This is a genomic window from Spirulina sp. LEGE 11439 (genome assembly GCF_059821285.1).
In genome coordinates, this window is record NZ_JCAMRX010000037.1 from 15,636 (window position 1) to 33,458 (window position 17,823).

Sequence of the window (17,823 nt, forward strand, 5' to 3'; positions counted from 1 at the left end):
TTTGCCTCTGGGTAGAATTTTTGGCGGCGGCTAAAAAATAGGTAAAGACTCTCTCAAAGTGTTTCTCATGGCTTCCAAACAGCGAGTATATCAATCTGCCTTATTGCGATCGCAACAGAAAACCAGTTCGAGTCAAAGTAGCTTGCAACGACGAAGCGTTTTTTCCAGAAAAGAAGAAGAACGGTTAGAAGTTGCCAACCCCCCAGAGAATGCCCCGAGCATGATGGATAATGTTATGCGATCGCCCGAAGCCAGAAAACAGCCTGCAACACCGCCGCGAGAATTTATTCAACCTAAACTTAAAATTGGTGCAGTCGGGGATAAATACGAACACGAAGCGGATCGTATGGCGAAAACAGTGGTACAGCGAATTAATGCTTCTCAAGCGTCAGAATTACCGCATCCCGGAGGAATTCAACAAAAAGCCATCCCTCGCGATCGGCGTGAAGAAATGCGAGAAGATAATGAAACAGTACAGCGAAAAATAGACGCATTTCAGCAAATTTGGCGCAAAGATATGCAGGTAAATGCGTTAAGTGAAGGAATTGCGAGTCAAGAATTCGAGCAAGAGTTGAGCAATGCTAAAGGAGAAGGACAACCTTTAAAACCCAAGATACAAGCAAAGATGGAAGCAGGGTTTGGGACGGATTTTAGCGGCGTGAAAGTGCATACAGACGGGCAAAGCGATCGCTTGAATCAATCGATTCAAGCCAAAGCATTTACCACCGGAACAAATATTTTCTTCAAACAAGGAGAATATAACCCCAATAGTCGAGGAGGGCAAGAGTTACTCGCCCACGAATTAACTCATGTAGTACAGCAGAACAGAGACTCAATACAGAGAATGAGAGAGAGCAAAGGTGAACAAGAATGTGTCCCTTTAGCGGAAAAAATAAAGGCAAAAGGCAAGGACAATATTCAAAGGTTGACCGTACAGAACACAGACTGGGATAAAGCGATTTCTGGATATGTGACGACAGGAAGCGGTAAAGGGGTGGCAATCATCTCAGATGGTACAACACCAGTGGTTGTAAAAGCAGGGGAAAGATTCGGAGATGAGATTATCGTTGCCGGAAATTTGATCGGAGCTGTCTTAAAACAAGGAGAAACAAGAAAAGGAAAAAAAGGGAAAAAAGGCGGGGAGACAACAGAGGCAAGAATGTTAGATAAGGATGAAAAGCAATCGGTTAAAGAAATAATTGAGAATTACATGATTATTAACGAAGATGATACTGAAGAAAGTGAGAAAAACCAGAAAAAAAATAAGTTTTTACAGGATATTCAACAGGATAAGTTTCCTTCAGTTGTATTTTCATTTACAGGAGCAAAAGATGTTCAAGACTATTTTGATCAAACGCCAAAGAAAAATAAACCTAATAAAAATATTAAACTGACGAAGAAGAATTGGTTCGGAAGGAGAAAGCTGAGAAAGACAGTAGTAAAAAGCATGATCAAAAACAAAACTACGATGAGAACACTAGGCAGAGTAGCAGCAGTCGATCTATTTATAGGAAATAGAGATCGAATCATAGGGTATATAAATCTGAAAAACTTTCAGTATCATGAGGAAGAGAAAATAATAAAATTTATAGATAATGTACATCGTATTGGTGCATCAACTCTGCATAATAATGATATTTTAACTCAGAAACAAGGGTACGAGGAATGGTGCACCCAGAACTATATGAAAGAATTCATTGAGAGACAAGAAAATAAAAAGGATAGCCTAACATCTTTTGTAAACAAGCAACTTACAAAGATAGGAAATTCGGAGATACAAGGCTTACGAGCAGAAGATGAGAACGTAGTGAAACAAGAATGGTCGGCAGGCGTGCCGTCAATGACTTCGTGGTTTATGAAGGGACTTAATGAAGGAAGAGAAGATTTATTGCAAGTCCTTGCCAAAGGAATAGCTCCCTTATTGACAGGAGCACACGATGAAAACAAGGATGAGATAATAAAAGGCATAAGTATAAGATATTTATGTTTGAAACAAGACAAGATATTAGATTATGATGAGGCGCTTAAAATGTTGCCTTCTGACAATGAGGCACTTGCAATATTTAATTCCGATGGAGAATGATAAGATAGCAATGTTTTGAGGAGAACTGTAAAGCGATCGCGTTCGCAAAGTTCGATTCGCGATCGCAGACTGGAATATAAAGGAAAGGCGATCGCGAATATTGTCGATTGGATTACGATATCGAAATCCGATTAAATCAACTAAAATATCTCTCAGTGTATAGAGATGAATGATGAGAAAAATTATTGTTTTGGGTTTATTCTCGGTTCTGGTTGCAAGCCCGATCGCAAAAGATGTATCTGCAAGATCGGATCGCTCACAAACTTTTGACACTTTTACAGATTGGTGTAAGAATCAAGAATATCTAACGCCAGAAGCTCGACATACAGTAGAAAGATTATTATGGATAGCAACAACTCAAGAATGCGATCGAGCCGAGGCTGAACTCGTCAATAAAACAGAACTTTATCTTGCTAATTATGAGATTGAAAATATCTCTCCTTTAGCAAGTTTGACAAACTTAAAATCTCTGAATCTGAATAACAATAAAATTGTAGATATTACCCCTTTAGCCGATCTTCATCATTTAACGGCGTTATTTTTGGGGAGTAATGCGATCGCAGATATTTCGCCTCTCGCCTATTCAAAAAACTTGACATCACTTAATTTTAGTAATAATGCGATCGCAGATATCTCGCCTCTAGTTAATCTAAATAACTTAACCGAATTGACACTGAGTAATAATGCGATCGTAGAAGTTCCTCTTTTAGATCGCTTAACTCAGCTAATTGTGCTGAAACTTGATGGCAATAATATCAAAAATGTGACTTCCTTAGCTTCTTCACTCTCATTAGATTCTCTTTATCTTAAAAACAATAGAATTGCAGATATTACACCTTTAGCGAGTATACTTAATCTAAGTTATCTCGATCTAGCTAACAATCAAATTAAGAATATTACTGCTTTAGAAAATTCAACGAATTTAAGAGAACTTGCACTAGCTGGAAATCAAATTGAGGATATTGACTCTTTAGCAAATCTAACGGATTTAAGATGGCTTGACTTAACAGATAATGACATTAAAAATATAACTATTTTAACCAATTTGATAAAATTAACAGCACTCACTCTTGATAATAATTCAATTAAAAATGTCTCTCCTTTAGCTAGTCTCATCAATTTAGAGCAGCTTTCTTTGAATGGCAATCAACTTGAAAATGAGTCTTCCTTAAGGAACTTGACCAACTTAAAAAACTTGGAAATACTATTTCTCGATCGCAATAAAATTAGAGACGTAACTTTCTTGGCGAATATGACCCATCTAGGGTTACTGTCCCTCACTGATAATGAAATTGAGGATGTAACTCCCTTGGGAAATTTAACTAACTTAATCTGGCTTAATCTGGCTCAAAATAAAATCAAAAATATTGTTCCTTTACAACATCTAAACATCCTGAATATGCTTATTCTTGCAAACAATGAAATTGATGATGTTACTCCGTTAGCAAATTTGACTCAATTACAAACACTAAATCTCAATGACAATCAAATTGAGGACATAATACCTTTATTAAATTTGAGACATTTGTTAGCCTTGGAACTCTATGGAAATCCTTTAAGCGATCGCAGTTGTCCGTCACAAATCGAGCATATTTGTAGATTTTAGGTTGAGAAAATAAAAAAGCTTGGTATGCGATCGTCTCGATATCAAGTTTTTCTTAAGCAAGTGTGGGATTGAAGATTGCCAACTGTACACGATAATCATCAATTTATCAAGATGCTATTCTATTAAATCAAAAATAGAAAAATAACGATCTTTTTCCAGTTCTTCTATTCTTTGTTTCGCATTTTGTATTTCTTGAGAAAGATATTTCATTTCTTCTAGATCGGCGATTGGATCGAGATTTTTCCATCGCGCCAAACAATAGTTAAGATTTTTCTCATAAGTCACTTTTTCTAAAGCTGCGATCGCGGCTCGAATCAGCAAAGGAACTCTCAAAACAATATCATCTGCTTGCTTTTCAGTTAAATGAAATAAATGCCCGATCTTATCAATTTGTTCGGGAAAATCCATGCTTAAATCTTGTAATCTTGCCATAAGATTCTGTTCTTGCTGGGAATAAGATTCAACAATTTTTTGCCAAACAAATCGATGTTGCGGCAAACTAAAAATTAAATCTTTGTCTTCTAAAGCATTGATAATAATTTCGCGATATGACGAACAATGCAGATAAATTTTCAATAATAATTCTTCAGCTTGTTTAAGAAGATTTTGCTCTGATTTTTTTTGCAAGGAAATAGACTCAGCTTCTGGTTCGTTTGTGTTCCTGTAAGAATTATCGTTTTTACTTTCTTTATTCTTTTGTCGTTTGATACTTTTTCTCAGTTTCCCCAAACTTGCCAAAAGATTTTTATTATAAACTGGCATTAACCTCCCATCACCTTGACTCAAAATCTCTGCACAATTTTGCACATAATGAGTCCGTTGATTACTATCTTCAATTTTAGCGAGCAATTTAACCATCGCTTTCGAGACTTTTTCAAAGCGATCGGCTTTCTTTAAATCCTCTCCTTTCACTAATTGTTGAATTTGCCAATCTAACCAAAGCGGTGCATTCTCTAATTGTTGATGATAAATACCGATCGCATCGTCCCTTGACTTCAGAAACTCATCTGCATCTTTCCCTCCGGGCAGATTTAAAATTCTTAATTGTACCTGTCCCGAATAGACTAACTTTTCAATCTCCCCGATCGCTCTTTGGGTCGCCTTCAATCCCGCCGCATCCGCATCAAAATTAAAAATAACTTGTTTCGATTCCGTATAGCGAGACAGCGATCGCAACTGTTCTTGAGAAAATGCCGTACCCAAAGCTGCCACCGCATAATCAATTCCTGCAGCATGAAGAGCGATCGCATCAAAATATCCCTCCACCACCACCGCCCGATCTTGCTTAGCGATCGCCTGTTTTGCCCGATCCAGCGCAAATAAAGTTTTCCCCTTACTAAACACCTCAGTTTCTGGAGAATTGAGATATTTCGGTTCATCATTCCCCAAAGTCCGACTGCCAAAACCAATAATTCTGCCTTGAATGTCAAGGATGGGAATCATCAAGCGATCGCGAAAATAATCATAATATCCCTCCCCCGTCTTACGCTTGCGAATTAACCCCGCCTGTTCCACCAACAACGCCGAATAACGTTTCGCTTCCACCAAATAACGATAGAGGGTTTCCCATCCCGCCGGAGAATATCCCAACCCAAAGGCTTGAATAGTTTCCTCTGCAAACCGACGCTTTTCTTGCAAATAAGTTAACGCCACCTCCCCTTGAGGTTGCCGCAAAGCGTGTTGATAAAAACTTCCCGCCACCGCCAAAATTTCATATAATTGTTCCTTCAGCGTTAACTGGCGTTGAAACTCCCGATACTCTTCCGGTGCTTGGGTTTTGACAGGGATTTGATAGCGTTGCGCCAAATGCAAAACCACATCAGCAAAAGATTGCTTGCCCGCTTCCATCAAGAACTTAACCGCATTGCCTCCCGCTCCACAACCGAAGCAATAGTACATTTGCTTGGACGGACTGACGCTAAAACTGGGGGTTTTTTCTTCGTGAAACGGACATAATCCCAAATAGTCCTTGCCTCGTTTTCGCAACACCACCCGTTCCGAAACAATATCGACAATATCGGCCCGTTCTTTGACTGATTCAATCGTATCTGAGTGCAAGCGCGGCGTATTCATGGGAGAAAAACGAAATAAAAAGCGAAAAAAGCCAGAGAAAGACGTAAATTGCGGCAAAAATTATCGTAAAGTAACTAGAGCGACTTTATATTCATTATCGTCGAATTGCCGCTATCATTCAGTCGAGATCGTTAGGAAAAGAGCAATTATGGGTAGGATATTCGTTTCCGCAGGTCATGGTGGGACAGAAGGAGGACGCAACGACCCCGGAGCGATCGCAGGGGGAACGACAGAGGCTCAACAAATGATCCTGCTGCGGGATGTCATCGTTCCGGAGTTGCGATCGCGAGGCTTGGAAGTGTTTTCCGTTCCCGATACCCTCAGTTTGCGCCAATCGATCGCTTGGATTAACGCGCGGGCAAAACAAGGAGACGTAGCGATCGAAATTCATGCCGATGCCGCCCCTAACCCTGATGTACGCGGCGCAACTGCATTTTATATCTCCGGGAACAGCGAGCGCAAAAAACACGGCGATCTCGTTCTCCTCTCCCTCATTCGTCGTCTACCTCAACTTCCCAGTCGCGGTTCTCGCCCCGATACCGCAACTGGAGTGGGACGCTTGGGCTTCTGTCGCGATGTTTCTATTCCCTCCTTGTTGCTGGAAGTGGGCTTTATGACCAGCCCCGAGGATCGCGGACTCATTATCAATCGCCGTCGGGATATGGCTTTAGGGATTGTAGACGGTATCGAGGCTTGGAGCCGGGAAGTATCGGGAATTAACACCCCCACCAACCGCTATGCTTCGATCGGTATTCGCATTAACAACCAAACTTACGGCGAACAAGGCATTCTCATCAATAATAACGCCTTCATTCCCATCGATCTTGTCGATCGCCTCGGCATCGAACTCAGTCAAGTCAATCGCTTGCGCTTGGTAGACTACCAAGGAGTCGTTTACGTTAAAGCCGCAGAACTGCGCGAGTTTACGATAACTGTCGGCTGGGATAACGATACCCGTAGCGTAGTCTTGAGTTCCATTACCCAAATTTGCCCTGGTACCATCGATCGCATCATGGGGCGAGGTCATACTTCCGAGGTGCAGTTGATCATGTTCCTGAAAGCCAATCATGAAAATGCGATCGACCAATTCCCCGATCTTCCCAAACTCTATCGAGAAGAAGCTTCCATCGAAGGCGTAAGCTATGATATTGCCTTCGCACAAATGTGTTTGGCGACCAATTTTCTGCGCTTTGGCACTAATGTCAACTCCTCCCAAAACAACTTTGCTAATTTAGGTGCCGTTGGCGGTAGCGGGACGGCAACTTTTCCTAGCGCCCAACTTGGCGTTCGCGCTCACATTCAGCACCTTAAAGCCTATGCGAGCTTAGAACCCCTCGTCCAAGAAACGGTAGATCCCCGTTTTCGCTTTGTCACCCGAGGCGTTGCGCCCTTAGTCGAACAGCTATCGGGGCGTTGGTCTTCCGACTCCGAATACGGTCGCAAGATTCTTGCCATTTTACGCCGCCTTTACGAATCGGCGGGTTTAGCCTAACCAGTTTAGCCTAATAAAAAAATGAAGAATAGGGATGCGGGTAAAATGCCTTCATCCTTCATCCTTCATTTTTTCTAAATTCTTTCTACTTTTCCCTTTTGTCTTTTTACTTGCTCCGATGGAAAAGAGAGCAACTTGGGTATTTTCGACTGATATTTTGATCTCTCGAGCAATGCGAAGTTTCGCGATCGGTTCTTCGATCAGGGAATGTGCTGTAATAATTCTTTCGGCAATGTCGCGATTCCAACAACGAACGTGCAGAACCCCCCAACGCCGAAAGACTTTACATTTTGCCAATAATTGGAGACTTTGCAGTTCCGTGGGATTTTCTCGGTAAAAATCCCAAATCAGGCGAGTGAGTTGTGAAGGTCGCTTCCTCATGGCAATTTCCTACAGTTGCTATCTCTATTCCCCATTCAATCGCAATTTATTCAGAGATCCGACAAGTTTGCAAAAAGATTTAACGAGATGCTAACCCTACTCAAATTCGCGGCTATAGCGGTTAATCCTAGGGATAGTCAGGCATTACAGGATTTTATTTCTTTTGAAAAAGGTATTTTTTGTAACAAACTTGTTATATTATTTGATATAATGATATAAAAGAATAAAAAAAAATAAGTTGAATCGAATTGACTCAATTCATGTTATTGATTCAAGACAAAAACCTATTAAGTAACAAAATATACAGATTTAAGACTCAGAACTTATTTATAAGGGAAATATTAAGAATTGCAAATTTTAAAGATCAATTGAACTGAATTGTCAAAAAAGTCGCTTCTGAAAGCGTCAATTCTAACTTTATCAGTTTGGTTTTAATCGTAATATCTTGATGAATTGATTAATACTCCTGTCTGAAATGTTATTGAAAATGATTGAATTGGCGATCGCGAATTAAATAACTTGCTGATAAAGATCGCTCAATTGAATTTCTCAATTCCATAACATTGAGGTCGTTCGGAGGGTGCAGATACGCAAAACTAAAATTACTACTGTTTTTCAGGGAATATCCCAAACCGATAATCTATTAATGTTGCAAATGAGTTTGGACGGGCAAAGTAATACTGATATGGGGAGACATTTTTGGACGCAATCGGAACTCAAGGCGTTGAATCTTTTGCGATCGCCGATCTGGATTGTCGATACAGACCAGCATAAAATCTGCTGGGGTAATGATGCCGCACTCAAACTCTGGGAGATTCAGCATCTCAAATCCCTGAAATACTGCAATTTTGCCAGCAAAATCCCCTCGCAACTTCCTTCCCAATCCGACTTTCAGTCTAAATCTCAACACCAGAAATATCGTTTCAGACGCAAAATTATCAACACAATTATCGATTGGACATTTGAGAGGCAAGGATGTTCCCTGAGCCTGCGCTGTCGCTGCTCGGCTATTCACACGACTTTCACAAAACGAGCCATTTTAGTAGAAGGGATGTTCCCGACAACTGACGAAACGGATAAAAGAAAAAATATCCGTAAAAATATCCGTCAAAACCTATCTCACTCCTTCGCTCACCTCGTTAAATTTTTGCGAGATAGCGAACAACGCAATCGACTCCTCGCAAATCAAGCCACGAACTTGATTTCTCGTCACGTTACGAAAGATAACATTCTTGCTGCTTCTGTAGATTGTCAAGGAATCGGGGGGTACAACCCCGAAGAATTCGTTGAACTTTCCCCTCCAACCATCATCCCTCCTCGAGACATTGCCTCGCTCAAAAAATCTTATCCAGCGATCGCCAAGCAGCCGACAAGTTCCCCCATAACCTATCAGATGCGACACAAAACCGGGCATTACCGACAGGTGGAAACCTCAAGTCACATGGGACGAGATGTGGGAAAACAGCCAGAAATTCTAGCCATATCCAGTTCTATTTCCAAGCCTGTTTCTGAGTTGATTGACGATCGCACCACCTTCACCCCTGACATTTTTGCCCGTCAACAGCAAATCATTGCAGCCATTGCCACCGATCGAGAGATTGAGGAAACATTAACGCTCCTATTGCAGGCGATCGAGGAACAACTTAAAGGCCGTCAAACTGCGATCGTTCTCCTTGATGAAACCGGAAAACCCATCTTAGAAATTAGAAATCCCAAACCAGAAAAGCGTAGTCAACAAAACTGGCGCTCGACCCCCATTATCGATCCTCACGGGACAATCTTAGGACTCTTCCTGATTGAAGATCCTCTCCCTCGCATCTCTCTCTCAGAGAAAGTACAAGTAGAAGAACAACTCATTTCCTTTGCCATCCATCTTGCTGCGATCGCGATCGAGCGCAAGCGTTCGGGACAAAATTTAGAACGCGCTGAAGCCCAATATCGCAGCATTTTTGAGAATAGCCCCGTCGGTATCTTTCAAACCTCCCCCGACGGTCACTATCTCAATGCCAACCCCGTCTTGGCTCAAATCTACGGCTATGAGTCCCCCAATGCCCTGATTGTCGCCCTTACCGATGTTGCCCATCAACTCTATATCGATCCCCAACGTCGCGCCCAATTCATTCATCTCCTGCAACAAAACGACATCATTGTCAATTTTGAATCCCAAGTTTATTGCCGGGATGGGAGTACGATTTGGATCTCGGAAAATACCCGTGCCGTCCGCAACTCAAATGGCGACCTCCTCTATTACGAAGGAACGGTACAAGATATTACCGCTCGCCGCCAAGCCGAAGAACAATTGCGCTATCTCGCCCTCCACGACGACCTCACTCAATTGTCCAATCGGCCTTGTTTTCTCAAACATCTCGAAGCTGTTATCGTCAATAATCATCACGCCAGCATCCCGTTAACTTATGCCGTTCTGTTCATCGATCTCGATCGCTTTAAAGCCATCAACGACAGTTTAGGCCATTGGATCGGCGACGAACTCCTCAAAGCCGTCGCCAAGAGACTGCGAGAGAACTTGGCTTCCCGCCATAAGATCGCCCGTTTTGGCGGAGATGAGTTCGCCGTCTTAGTGCAAGGGATTGCGGGAGTTGAGGAAGCCAGAGAAATTGCTTGTTCCTTACTCGTCAAACTGGAGACCTCCTTTCAAATCGAGACCGAGGAACTATTCGTCCGAGCCAGTATTGGGATTGTGATGGGAAATGCTCATTATACTCACCCCGAGAACTTGTTACGAGATGCGGATATTGCCATGTATCACGCCAAACTCCAAGGTAAAGGACGTTATGAAGTCTTCGATCCCCAAATGCAAATTCAAACCCGAGAGAAATTGCAACTTGAAAACGACCTGAGACGAGGACTCGAACGGGAAGAATTTTGTTTGTACTATCAACCTATTATTTGCTTGTCAACAGGAGCATTGCGAGGATTTGAAGCCCTTGTGCGCTGGCATCACCCCCAACGAGGACTTGTCTCTCCCGAAGAATTTATTGCCCTTGCCGAAGAAAACGGCGCGATCGAACAGTTAGGGTGGTTTGTACTGGAAACTGCTTGCCATCAGTTGCATCAATGGCAAGACATCATGGGAGATTCTCGCCATGATTTTCAGTTAAATGTCAACCTTTCTCCTAAGCAACTCGAACCCGTTGATTTTGTTGAGAAACTCGAGCAAATTTGTTTGGCTGCTCGCATCGATCGCTCGCAATTAAAATTAGAAATTACCGAAAGCTGCTTGTTGAAAACCGATGTCCCGCGCGATCGCTTTCAACAACTCAAAGCCTTGGGATTCGGCTTGTGTATTGATGATTTTGGCACGGGTTATTCTTCCTTAAGTCGCTTGCATGAATTTCCAATCGATACGATCAAAATTGATCGCTCTTTTATTGGTAACTTAAAAAAAGACTCTGACTCTCTTGCGATTGTGAAAACTATTGTAACTCTCGCTCGTGGCTTAGGTCTGGATTTAGTCGCAGAAGGAGTCGAAAATCTCTTTCAGATTGAGATGCTCGAATCTTTGGAATGTGAGTTAGCGCAAGGTTATTTTTTCTCTCCTCCCTTCGCGATCGAAACTGCCACTCAATGGGTTATTTCAATGAACAATAAACAATGAACAATTACAGTTCTTATCGTTAATCTCTTTGAATCATTCTGCAAATCCTCAAATCGCGATCGCCTTTGAGGTAAAATAATGCCGACGGAATTCTCCAAATTTTTTAGTTTTTCCTGAATGAAGCGCTTTCAACAACCCCAACGCAAGGCGATGGGGATTGCGAGACAAATCGTAGTTTAAACGTTGAATACCGCATTGAGTCTTGATTCGGTATAGACCTCCGAATGCTTCTCTAGTTCGGAATCACTCTAAGGCAATTTGTCTTGCCGCTATTCAGTTAGGACATCTGAGTCAAGATGCGGGAAGAGACTAATGACTTTCACTTGCGAGGTTTATCACCATGCAGCGAGTACCAGTATTATCACCCGATGGCAAACCATTAATGCCCACCAAAGCCAGCCGCGCCCGACGGTGGTTGAGAGAGGGAAAAGCCAAAGTCGTCTACAACAACCTCGGCACTTTCTGCGTTCAACTTCTACAACAACCGTCAGGAGAAGAAACACAACCCATTGGCGTTGGGTTAGACCCCGGCAAGCACTATTCTGGCATTGGCGTTCAATCTGCCAAAGCAACCCTATGGACAGGGCATTTAATTCTGCCTTTCAAAACCATTGTCGAGCGGATGGAATTGCGTCGAGTGATGCGCCGAGCCAGAAGAGGAAGACGGATTAATCGAAAACTTCCCTTTGAACAACGATGCCACCGTCAAAAACGTTTCAATAATCGCAGAAAAGGAAAGCTACCGCCGAGCATCCGAGCCAATCGCCAACTCGAAGTTCGAGTCATTAGAGAATTATGCCAAATCTATCCAGTGAGCGTCATCCATTACGAAAAAGTGATGGCAGATGTTGACCGAACCAGTGGAAGAAAAGGGGCAAGATCGGGTAAAGGCTTTTCCCCAGTCATGGTAGGCCAACAGAAAATGCTCGAATGGCTGTCCGAACTTGCTCCGGTCAAGGTTCATCAAGGTTGGCAACGAGATGGCAATGGTACGAGTCAGTTGCGGAAACGGTTGGGTTTGGAAAAGAACAAAACCGACAAATCCAAGCCGGAACCCGCGACTCATGCCGTAGATGGAGTCACCTTGGCTGCATTCGAGTTCGTGCAATGGCGCGAATGGCATAGCCACAATGCCAAGCACGGTGCATGGGTCGGCAATGCCCAAATCACTCTCGCACCCTTTAGTATTATTCGCCGTCCTCTCATTTCCCGTCGCCAATTGCATTTGTGCGTCCCCGCCAAAGGGGGAAAACGGCGCAAATACGGTGGTACTGTGACCCGGCATGGATGTCTTGGTCAGCATTCCCTTGCGTCAGGCACCGACGCGGGGTCTGACCGCTTTCGCAAGGGAGATTTAGTCCGAGCTACCCAAGCCGGACGAGTCTACATCGGTTGGTGTTCGGGGGATACGGCAAAAGCTGTTTCGGTGTCAGATATCAACTCGAAGCGGCTCGGTCAGTTCACTGCATCCAAAGTGGAGTTGCTCCACCGCTCCACAGGTTTAATTTGTCAACAGGGAACGAAATTCGCTGGAGCAACAAATATTTGTTGATGCTCGTTTCCTCCCCAACCTATAGAGAATTGGGGTATCCACTCGCATATTTTCTGATGAAAACTGAAAAGCCCGATCGCGCTAATGAGACCAATAATCCTAGAGATTCCCAAAACGCGATCGCCTCAACTCCTCCATTAGCAGACAAAAAAATAATTCCTAAAAAAATAATTAACAAAAACAAAAACGATTTTCGTTATCTTTCTAGAAAGAATAATACTTTATGGTTCTTTATTTTAGGGGTTGCCTTAATCGTTGGCGGGATTGGACTTTGGGCCCTGTCTCGCTTACAAGACCCTGTTCCCCAAGAAGCCGAAGCACCTCCATCGCCTCGAGCCGAAGCCGCTCTACCCGTTAGAGCCGTGCAAGCCACGCAATCCCCCATTCAGGCTTGGGTTTTTGGTGAAGGATTGAGCCGCGCCGTGCGTTTTAAGCATCTCACCTTTAACTCTCGCGGTACGATTACTTACGTCAAAAAAATCAATGGTCGGGATTTAAGGGAAGGGGATTTTGTCAGAAAAGGAGAGCTTTTGGCCTTAGTCGATCGCCGCTCTTCCAATGCAGATTTACGAGTAAGTCGAGCGGGGTTGATCGAATCGCAAACCCAAGTCGCTCAGGCTCAAGCCAGTTTGCAACAGGCGATCGATGCGAAAGCTGAGGCCGACGCGGGATTAGAACAAGCTCGAGCGGCCTTAGTCGAAACCAAAGCCAATTTGCGTATGAAGGAAAACGATCGCGTGTTTGCCGAGAGAGAATACCTGCGTCGTAAAGAGTTACACGAAGAAGGGGTCGTCACTAAGAGCGAATTAGACAGCTATGAAACCAATTTTAAAAATGCCATTGAAGCGATCGATGGTACTAAAAGTCAAGTTCAATCCGCCGAAAAACAAGTCGAAGCGGCCAAAGCGCAGGTGCGATCGGCAGAACAACAAATTGAATCCAATGCCGTAGGGGTGCGATCGGCGGTTTTTGGAGTCGATCGCGCCAATGCCGAATTGCAGAAAGTACAAGTCGATCGCGAAGATACTGCCATTGTTGCGCCTTTTGATGGCGCGATCGCCCATTTGAACATTCGCGAGGGAGACTACTGGACTCCTGATGTCGTGCAAGCGAGTTCGAGTTACGAGACCATCATCGAACGCATTCCGATGGTGATTATCGACCCCCGCAGCTTTGAAGTGGAGATTGAGTTACCTGTCTTCCAAGGAGAGCAAGTCAGACCGGGACAGCGTGCCTACATTATGGGAGATTCCGAGCGCAGCAACAACAAAACCATGACCAATGAAGACTTGATGCGGCAAGCTAAGGCCTCCGGGCGCGTCTTTTCTGTGAGTCCTTCGGTTTCCCCCGGGGTTCGTTCCATGAGCGTGATCGTTCGCATCGATCGCGGCAATACCAATGTTGTCAATAACGAACGAGTAGGGGCTTGGATTGCGGTAGAAGATAAAAACAATGCCGTGGTCGTCCCTTGGAATACGCTGCTTTATCGCGATCGCATTCCCTATCTCTTTGTGGTCAAAAAGCGAGAAGATGGCACGGAAATTGCAGAACAGAGGGAAGTAAAACGCGGTATTGTCGGACTGACCCTCCAAGAAATCCCTAACAATCTCAAGCCCGGGGAATGGGTTGTGACGGACGGAAAAGAAAATTTGGTCAATGGCGCACCCATTGATGTGGTCAAAAGAGAGAGAGGACTGACAGAATGAATGAGGAATTTGAGACAGAACCGATTTCTCCCTCCTCAGAGGAGAGAGAGCATGAAGAACCAGAGCAGGTTCATGACAAGTCCCATGAAGTGAAAAAAGCCTCGGTATTTGAGGAGTTCTTTTTCCTCAAACAAATTTTTGCTCTCTTACTGGCGATTCTCCTTTGTATGGGGGGATTCATTGCCATTGGAGGCATGGTCAAAGAAGGAGATCCCGAAATCAAACAGGCGATCGCAGATATCACCACGGTTTGGGTGGGTGCCGACCCGGAAACCATCGAAAATCAAATTACCGACAAACTGGAAAAAGAACTCAAATCCCTGCGCGGTCTGGACGAACTCAGTAGCGCCTCTTTTAGCGGCATCTCCAAAATTCAGGTGAAGTTTCGGGTTGAAGCCGATGTCAGCGATTCCATCGCCCGGGTTCGCGCCGCCGTCAATAAAGCTGAAGCCGACTTACCCGATCGCGCCGATCCTCCCAAAATCACCGAAATTTCCTCCCAAGATACCCCCATTTTGACCCTCGGCCTCTACGGGGTCAATCAAACCGTCCTCAGTCGCGTTTCTGAAGACATTCAAGACCTCCTCGAAAAAGTATCGGGGGTGCGAGAAGTCAATTTGATCGGCCAGCGCAAAGAAGCGATCGTCGTACAACTCCGACCCGATCGGATGCTGCAAATGGGAATTGCTCCCACCCAAGTCGCCAACGCGATCCAGCAAGGTAACCTCGACATGCCTTGGGATAGCATCGAAAGCGATGAAATTGGCGCTCGGGTGGGCTTTTACGGGCGCTTTCGCAAGCTGGAAGACCTGTTAGTCTTGCCCGTGGCTCGCATTGGCGATCCCGGTTATGCTACCAATGACGGGCGCGTCGTCACCCTCGAGGAAGTCGCAGAAGTGCGGCGAGATTTGGAGAGAGAGAAAACCCGCGCTTATTTGAGTAGTGAAGGAGAACCGTTTCAACCTCTCATTACCCTCGAATTAATTAAAGTTCCCGGTTCCGATGCTATCCAAATTATCGATCGCGCCCTCGCTACTCTTGATGAAGCAAAAAACAACCCCGATATTTGGCCGAGTGGCATGGACTATCAGGTGATTGTCACCCAAGCAGATGAAATAACCGAAGATTTAAACAGTGTTACCAGTAATGTGATTCAAGGCTTGGTGGGAGTCTTCGTCATCCTCTTTTTTGCCTTGACTTGGCGAGAAGCGCTCATCGCCGGGTTGTCTATTCCCCTCACCTTTTTAGGGGCGTTGGCGATTCTCTTTGCGTTTGGCTATACCCTCAATAATCTAGTACAAACCGGGATGATTCTCTCTTTGGGGTTATTGGTGGATGTCTTTATTTTAATGATGGAAGGGATGCACGATGGGATTTACGTGGAGGGCTTATCTTGGTCGAAAGCGGCTTTAAAAACCGTGCGAACCTATTCTGTACCTGCCTTTGCCGGGCAATTAACTACCATTCTCGCCCTCGTCCCTCTCTTAGCCATTAGCGGCACGATGGGACAGTTTATTCGCTTCATTCCCTTAACCGCGATCGTCTGTTTGCTCACCAGTTATTTTCTCGCGTTAATTATTGATATTCCCTTGTCTTATTACTTATTGGGTCGCGTGACAGGAGAATATAAAAAGACCTTTATTGACCAAATAACCGAAGTCGCATCGGCAAAATATGCCAGTTGGACGCTTAATGTCACGGTTGCGTCGAAAACTGCTGCCAGTTTTTGGGTTTTCGGGGCCTTGGCTCTCTTTATTTTCTCGACCATTCTCATCGGGACGGTACCGGGAGAACTTTTTCCCAAAGCAGACGGCCGCAGATTGAGTGTTAACTTGCGTTTGTCTCCTACCACCACTCTCGACAGTTCTCAAGCTGCAGCCGACGACTTAGGGGAACTTCTCCGCAGCAAACCTTATTTTGAGAGTGTCATTAAACAAGTTGGCTTGCAAAGTAATTTAGTCGCAGAAAGCGGTATTAGACCCAATGAAGCCGATTATTACGTAGGCTTCTCCGCAATGTTCGTTCCCGAAGAAGAACGGGAAAAATTTTCCTTTGACTACGCTCGAGAATTGAAAGAAGAATTGCTCCCCATTGTTCGCAACTATCCGGGGACGACGCTAACGGTTAACTATCAAGGGGTTGGCGAAGGCGGCGATCCGATCCAATTACAGATTAGCGGTTCAGATATGGACGTATTGCGCCAACTGTCCCGCGAAACACAATTAGCATTGCGACAGATTCCGGGTGCAACGGATGTGAGAGACGATCTCGGTCCCAAAAATCCGGAAGTGAAGGCAATTCCTCGTCGGGAAGCCTTAGATTTTTATGGCTTTTCCTCGAACGAATTGGCGGATCAAGGTCGTTACTTAATGACCGATAATGAAATTGGGGATTTTCCGATTGGAGGAGGAGAAGAAGATTTAAAGATCTATTTAAGTACCAAATGGCCATCTCGAGAAGGAGCGATCGGCGGTCCGACGAATTGGAGCGAAATTTTTAGAATGCGCTTTGTGAAATCTGACGGGGAAACGATTATTGGTCCGCAGGTAATCGAAACTCAAAGAGGAGAAGCACCGATTTCTATTACCCATCAGGAAGGACAGCGCACGGTAACGGTACTGGCCAAAACGGAAGGACGAACTTTGGGAGAGATTTGGACGGACTTGCAACCCGAACTCGATCGCCAGAAGGAAAATTGGCCGTCAGGGTACAACTACAAGTTAGCAGGAGAAGCCGAAACTCAAGCGGAAACCTTCGGATCGGCGGGACAAATGGCAATTGTTGCAGTATTTCTCATTTTTTCCGTGTTGGTGATTCAGTTTGGCTCTTTCTTGCAACCTTTAATTATTATGATGTCGATTCCTTTGGCGGCGATCGGGACATTTTTGGGCTTTTTCTTCACTCAAACTCCTGTTTCTTTCCCGGCACTGATCGGGATGATTTCCTTAACGGGAATTGTGGTGAATGATGCGATCGTCATGGTAGAAATGATGAATAAATATCGCGATCGCGGCGTTCCCATTCGTAAAGCGGCAGCAGAAGGGGCAGCAGCACGGTTGCGGCCAATTTTAACCACCAGTATTACCACCATTGTTGGGGTTGTTCCTTTAGCTTTGAGCGATCCCGTTTGGTTTCCTTTGGCAGGTGCGATCGGCTTTGGCTTGGTAGCGGCTACCTTAAATGCTTTGTTGATTATTCCTTGTTTGTATTTGTTACTCACTGGTCCCAAAAAAGAAATTGTTCATTAATGGCAATTGGCAAATTTTTGAGGAGGGAGAGTGGCAAATATAGGCTTAAAATAGATCGGAAAAATG

At 44.3% G+C, this 17,823-nt stretch carries 9 protein-coding genes; 7 read left to right on the forward strand and 2 right to left on the reverse strand.

The window, feature by feature from the left end; translation table 11 throughout:
* Positions 1 to 67 precede the first annotated feature (67 nt).
* Both AC6RV6_RS20870 and AC6RV6_RS20875 read left to right on the forward strand, forming a co-directional pair.
* The gene (locus tag AC6RV6_RS20870; RefSeq protein ID WP_500242807.1) at positions 68 to 2,083 is read left to right on the forward strand and encodes an eCIS core domain-containing protein; all 2,016 of its coding nucleotides are present in this window, start codon (positions 68 to 70) and stop codon (positions 2,081 to 2,083) included.
* Positions 2,084 to 2,252: 169 nt separating this feature from the next.
* A complete protein-coding gene (locus AC6RV6_RS20875; protein ID WP_500242808.1) occupies positions 2,253 to 3,689 on the forward strand; it encodes a leucine-rich repeat domain-containing protein in 1,437 nt (478 codons plus the stop codon).
* Positions 3,690 to 3,803: 114 nt separating this feature from the next.
* Here AC6RV6_RS20875 and dnaG read toward each other — a convergent pair whose 3' ends face one another.
* Entirely contained in the window at positions 3,804 to 5,762 is a 1,959-nt protein-coding gene (dnaG, locus tag AC6RV6_RS20880) for a DNA primase (RefSeq protein ID WP_500242838.1), read from the reverse strand.
* A 148-nt stretch (positions 5,763 to 5,910) separates the two neighbouring features.
* Here dnaG and tftA point away from each other — a divergent pair, with 148 nt between their 5' ends.
* Positions 5,911 to 7,254: a hormogonium tapered terminus morphoprotein TftA gene (gene tftA / locus AC6RV6_RS20885; RefSeq protein WP_500242809.1), complete on the forward strand. Its 1,344-nt coding sequence runs from the start codon at positions 5,911 to 5,913 to the stop codon at positions 7,252 to 7,254.
* Between the two features lie 51 nt (positions 7,255 to 7,305).
* On the opposite strand, the gene AC6RV6_RS20890 is transcribed toward tftA, so the two are convergent.
* Positions 7,306 to 7,635, reverse strand: coding sequence for a hypothetical protein (locus tag AC6RV6_RS20890; protein WP_500242810.1), 330 nt, complete (start codon positions 7,633 to 7,635; stop codon positions 7,306 to 7,308).
* 580 nt (positions 7,636 to 8,215) lie between these two features.
* On the opposite strand from AC6RV6_RS20890, the gene AC6RV6_RS20895 reads away from it, so the two are divergent.
* The 4 genes from AC6RV6_RS20895 (at position 8,216) to AC6RV6_RS20910 (ending at position 17,757) form a co-directional block, all read left to right on the forward strand.
* A complete protein-coding gene (locus AC6RV6_RS20895) occupies positions 8,216 to 11,251 on the forward strand; it encodes a sensor domain-containing protein (RefSeq protein WP_500242811.1) in 3,036 nt (1,011 codons plus the stop codon).
* Positions 11,252 to 11,591: 340 nt separating this feature from the next.
* The gene (locus AC6RV6_RS20900) at positions 11,592 to 12,803 is read left to right on the forward strand and encodes an RRXRR domain-containing protein (protein ID WP_500242812.1); all 1,212 of its coding nucleotides are present in this window, start codon (positions 11,592 to 11,594) and stop codon (positions 12,801 to 12,803) included.
* Positions 12,804 to 12,859: 56 nt separating this feature from the next.
* Entirely contained in the window at positions 12,860 to 14,509 is a 1,650-nt protein-coding gene (locus tag AC6RV6_RS20905; protein ID WP_500242813.1) for an efflux RND transporter periplasmic adaptor subunit, read from the forward strand.
* Complete coding sequence (locus AC6RV6_RS20910) at positions 14,506 to 17,757, forward strand: efflux RND transporter permease subunit (RefSeq protein WP_500242814.1); 3,252 nt, start codon at positions 14,506 to 14,508, stop codon at positions 17,755 to 17,757. The genes AC6RV6_RS20905 and AC6RV6_RS20910 overlap by 4 nt, the downstream gene beginning before the upstream one ends.
* Positions 17,758 to 17,823 lie beyond the last annotated feature (66 nt).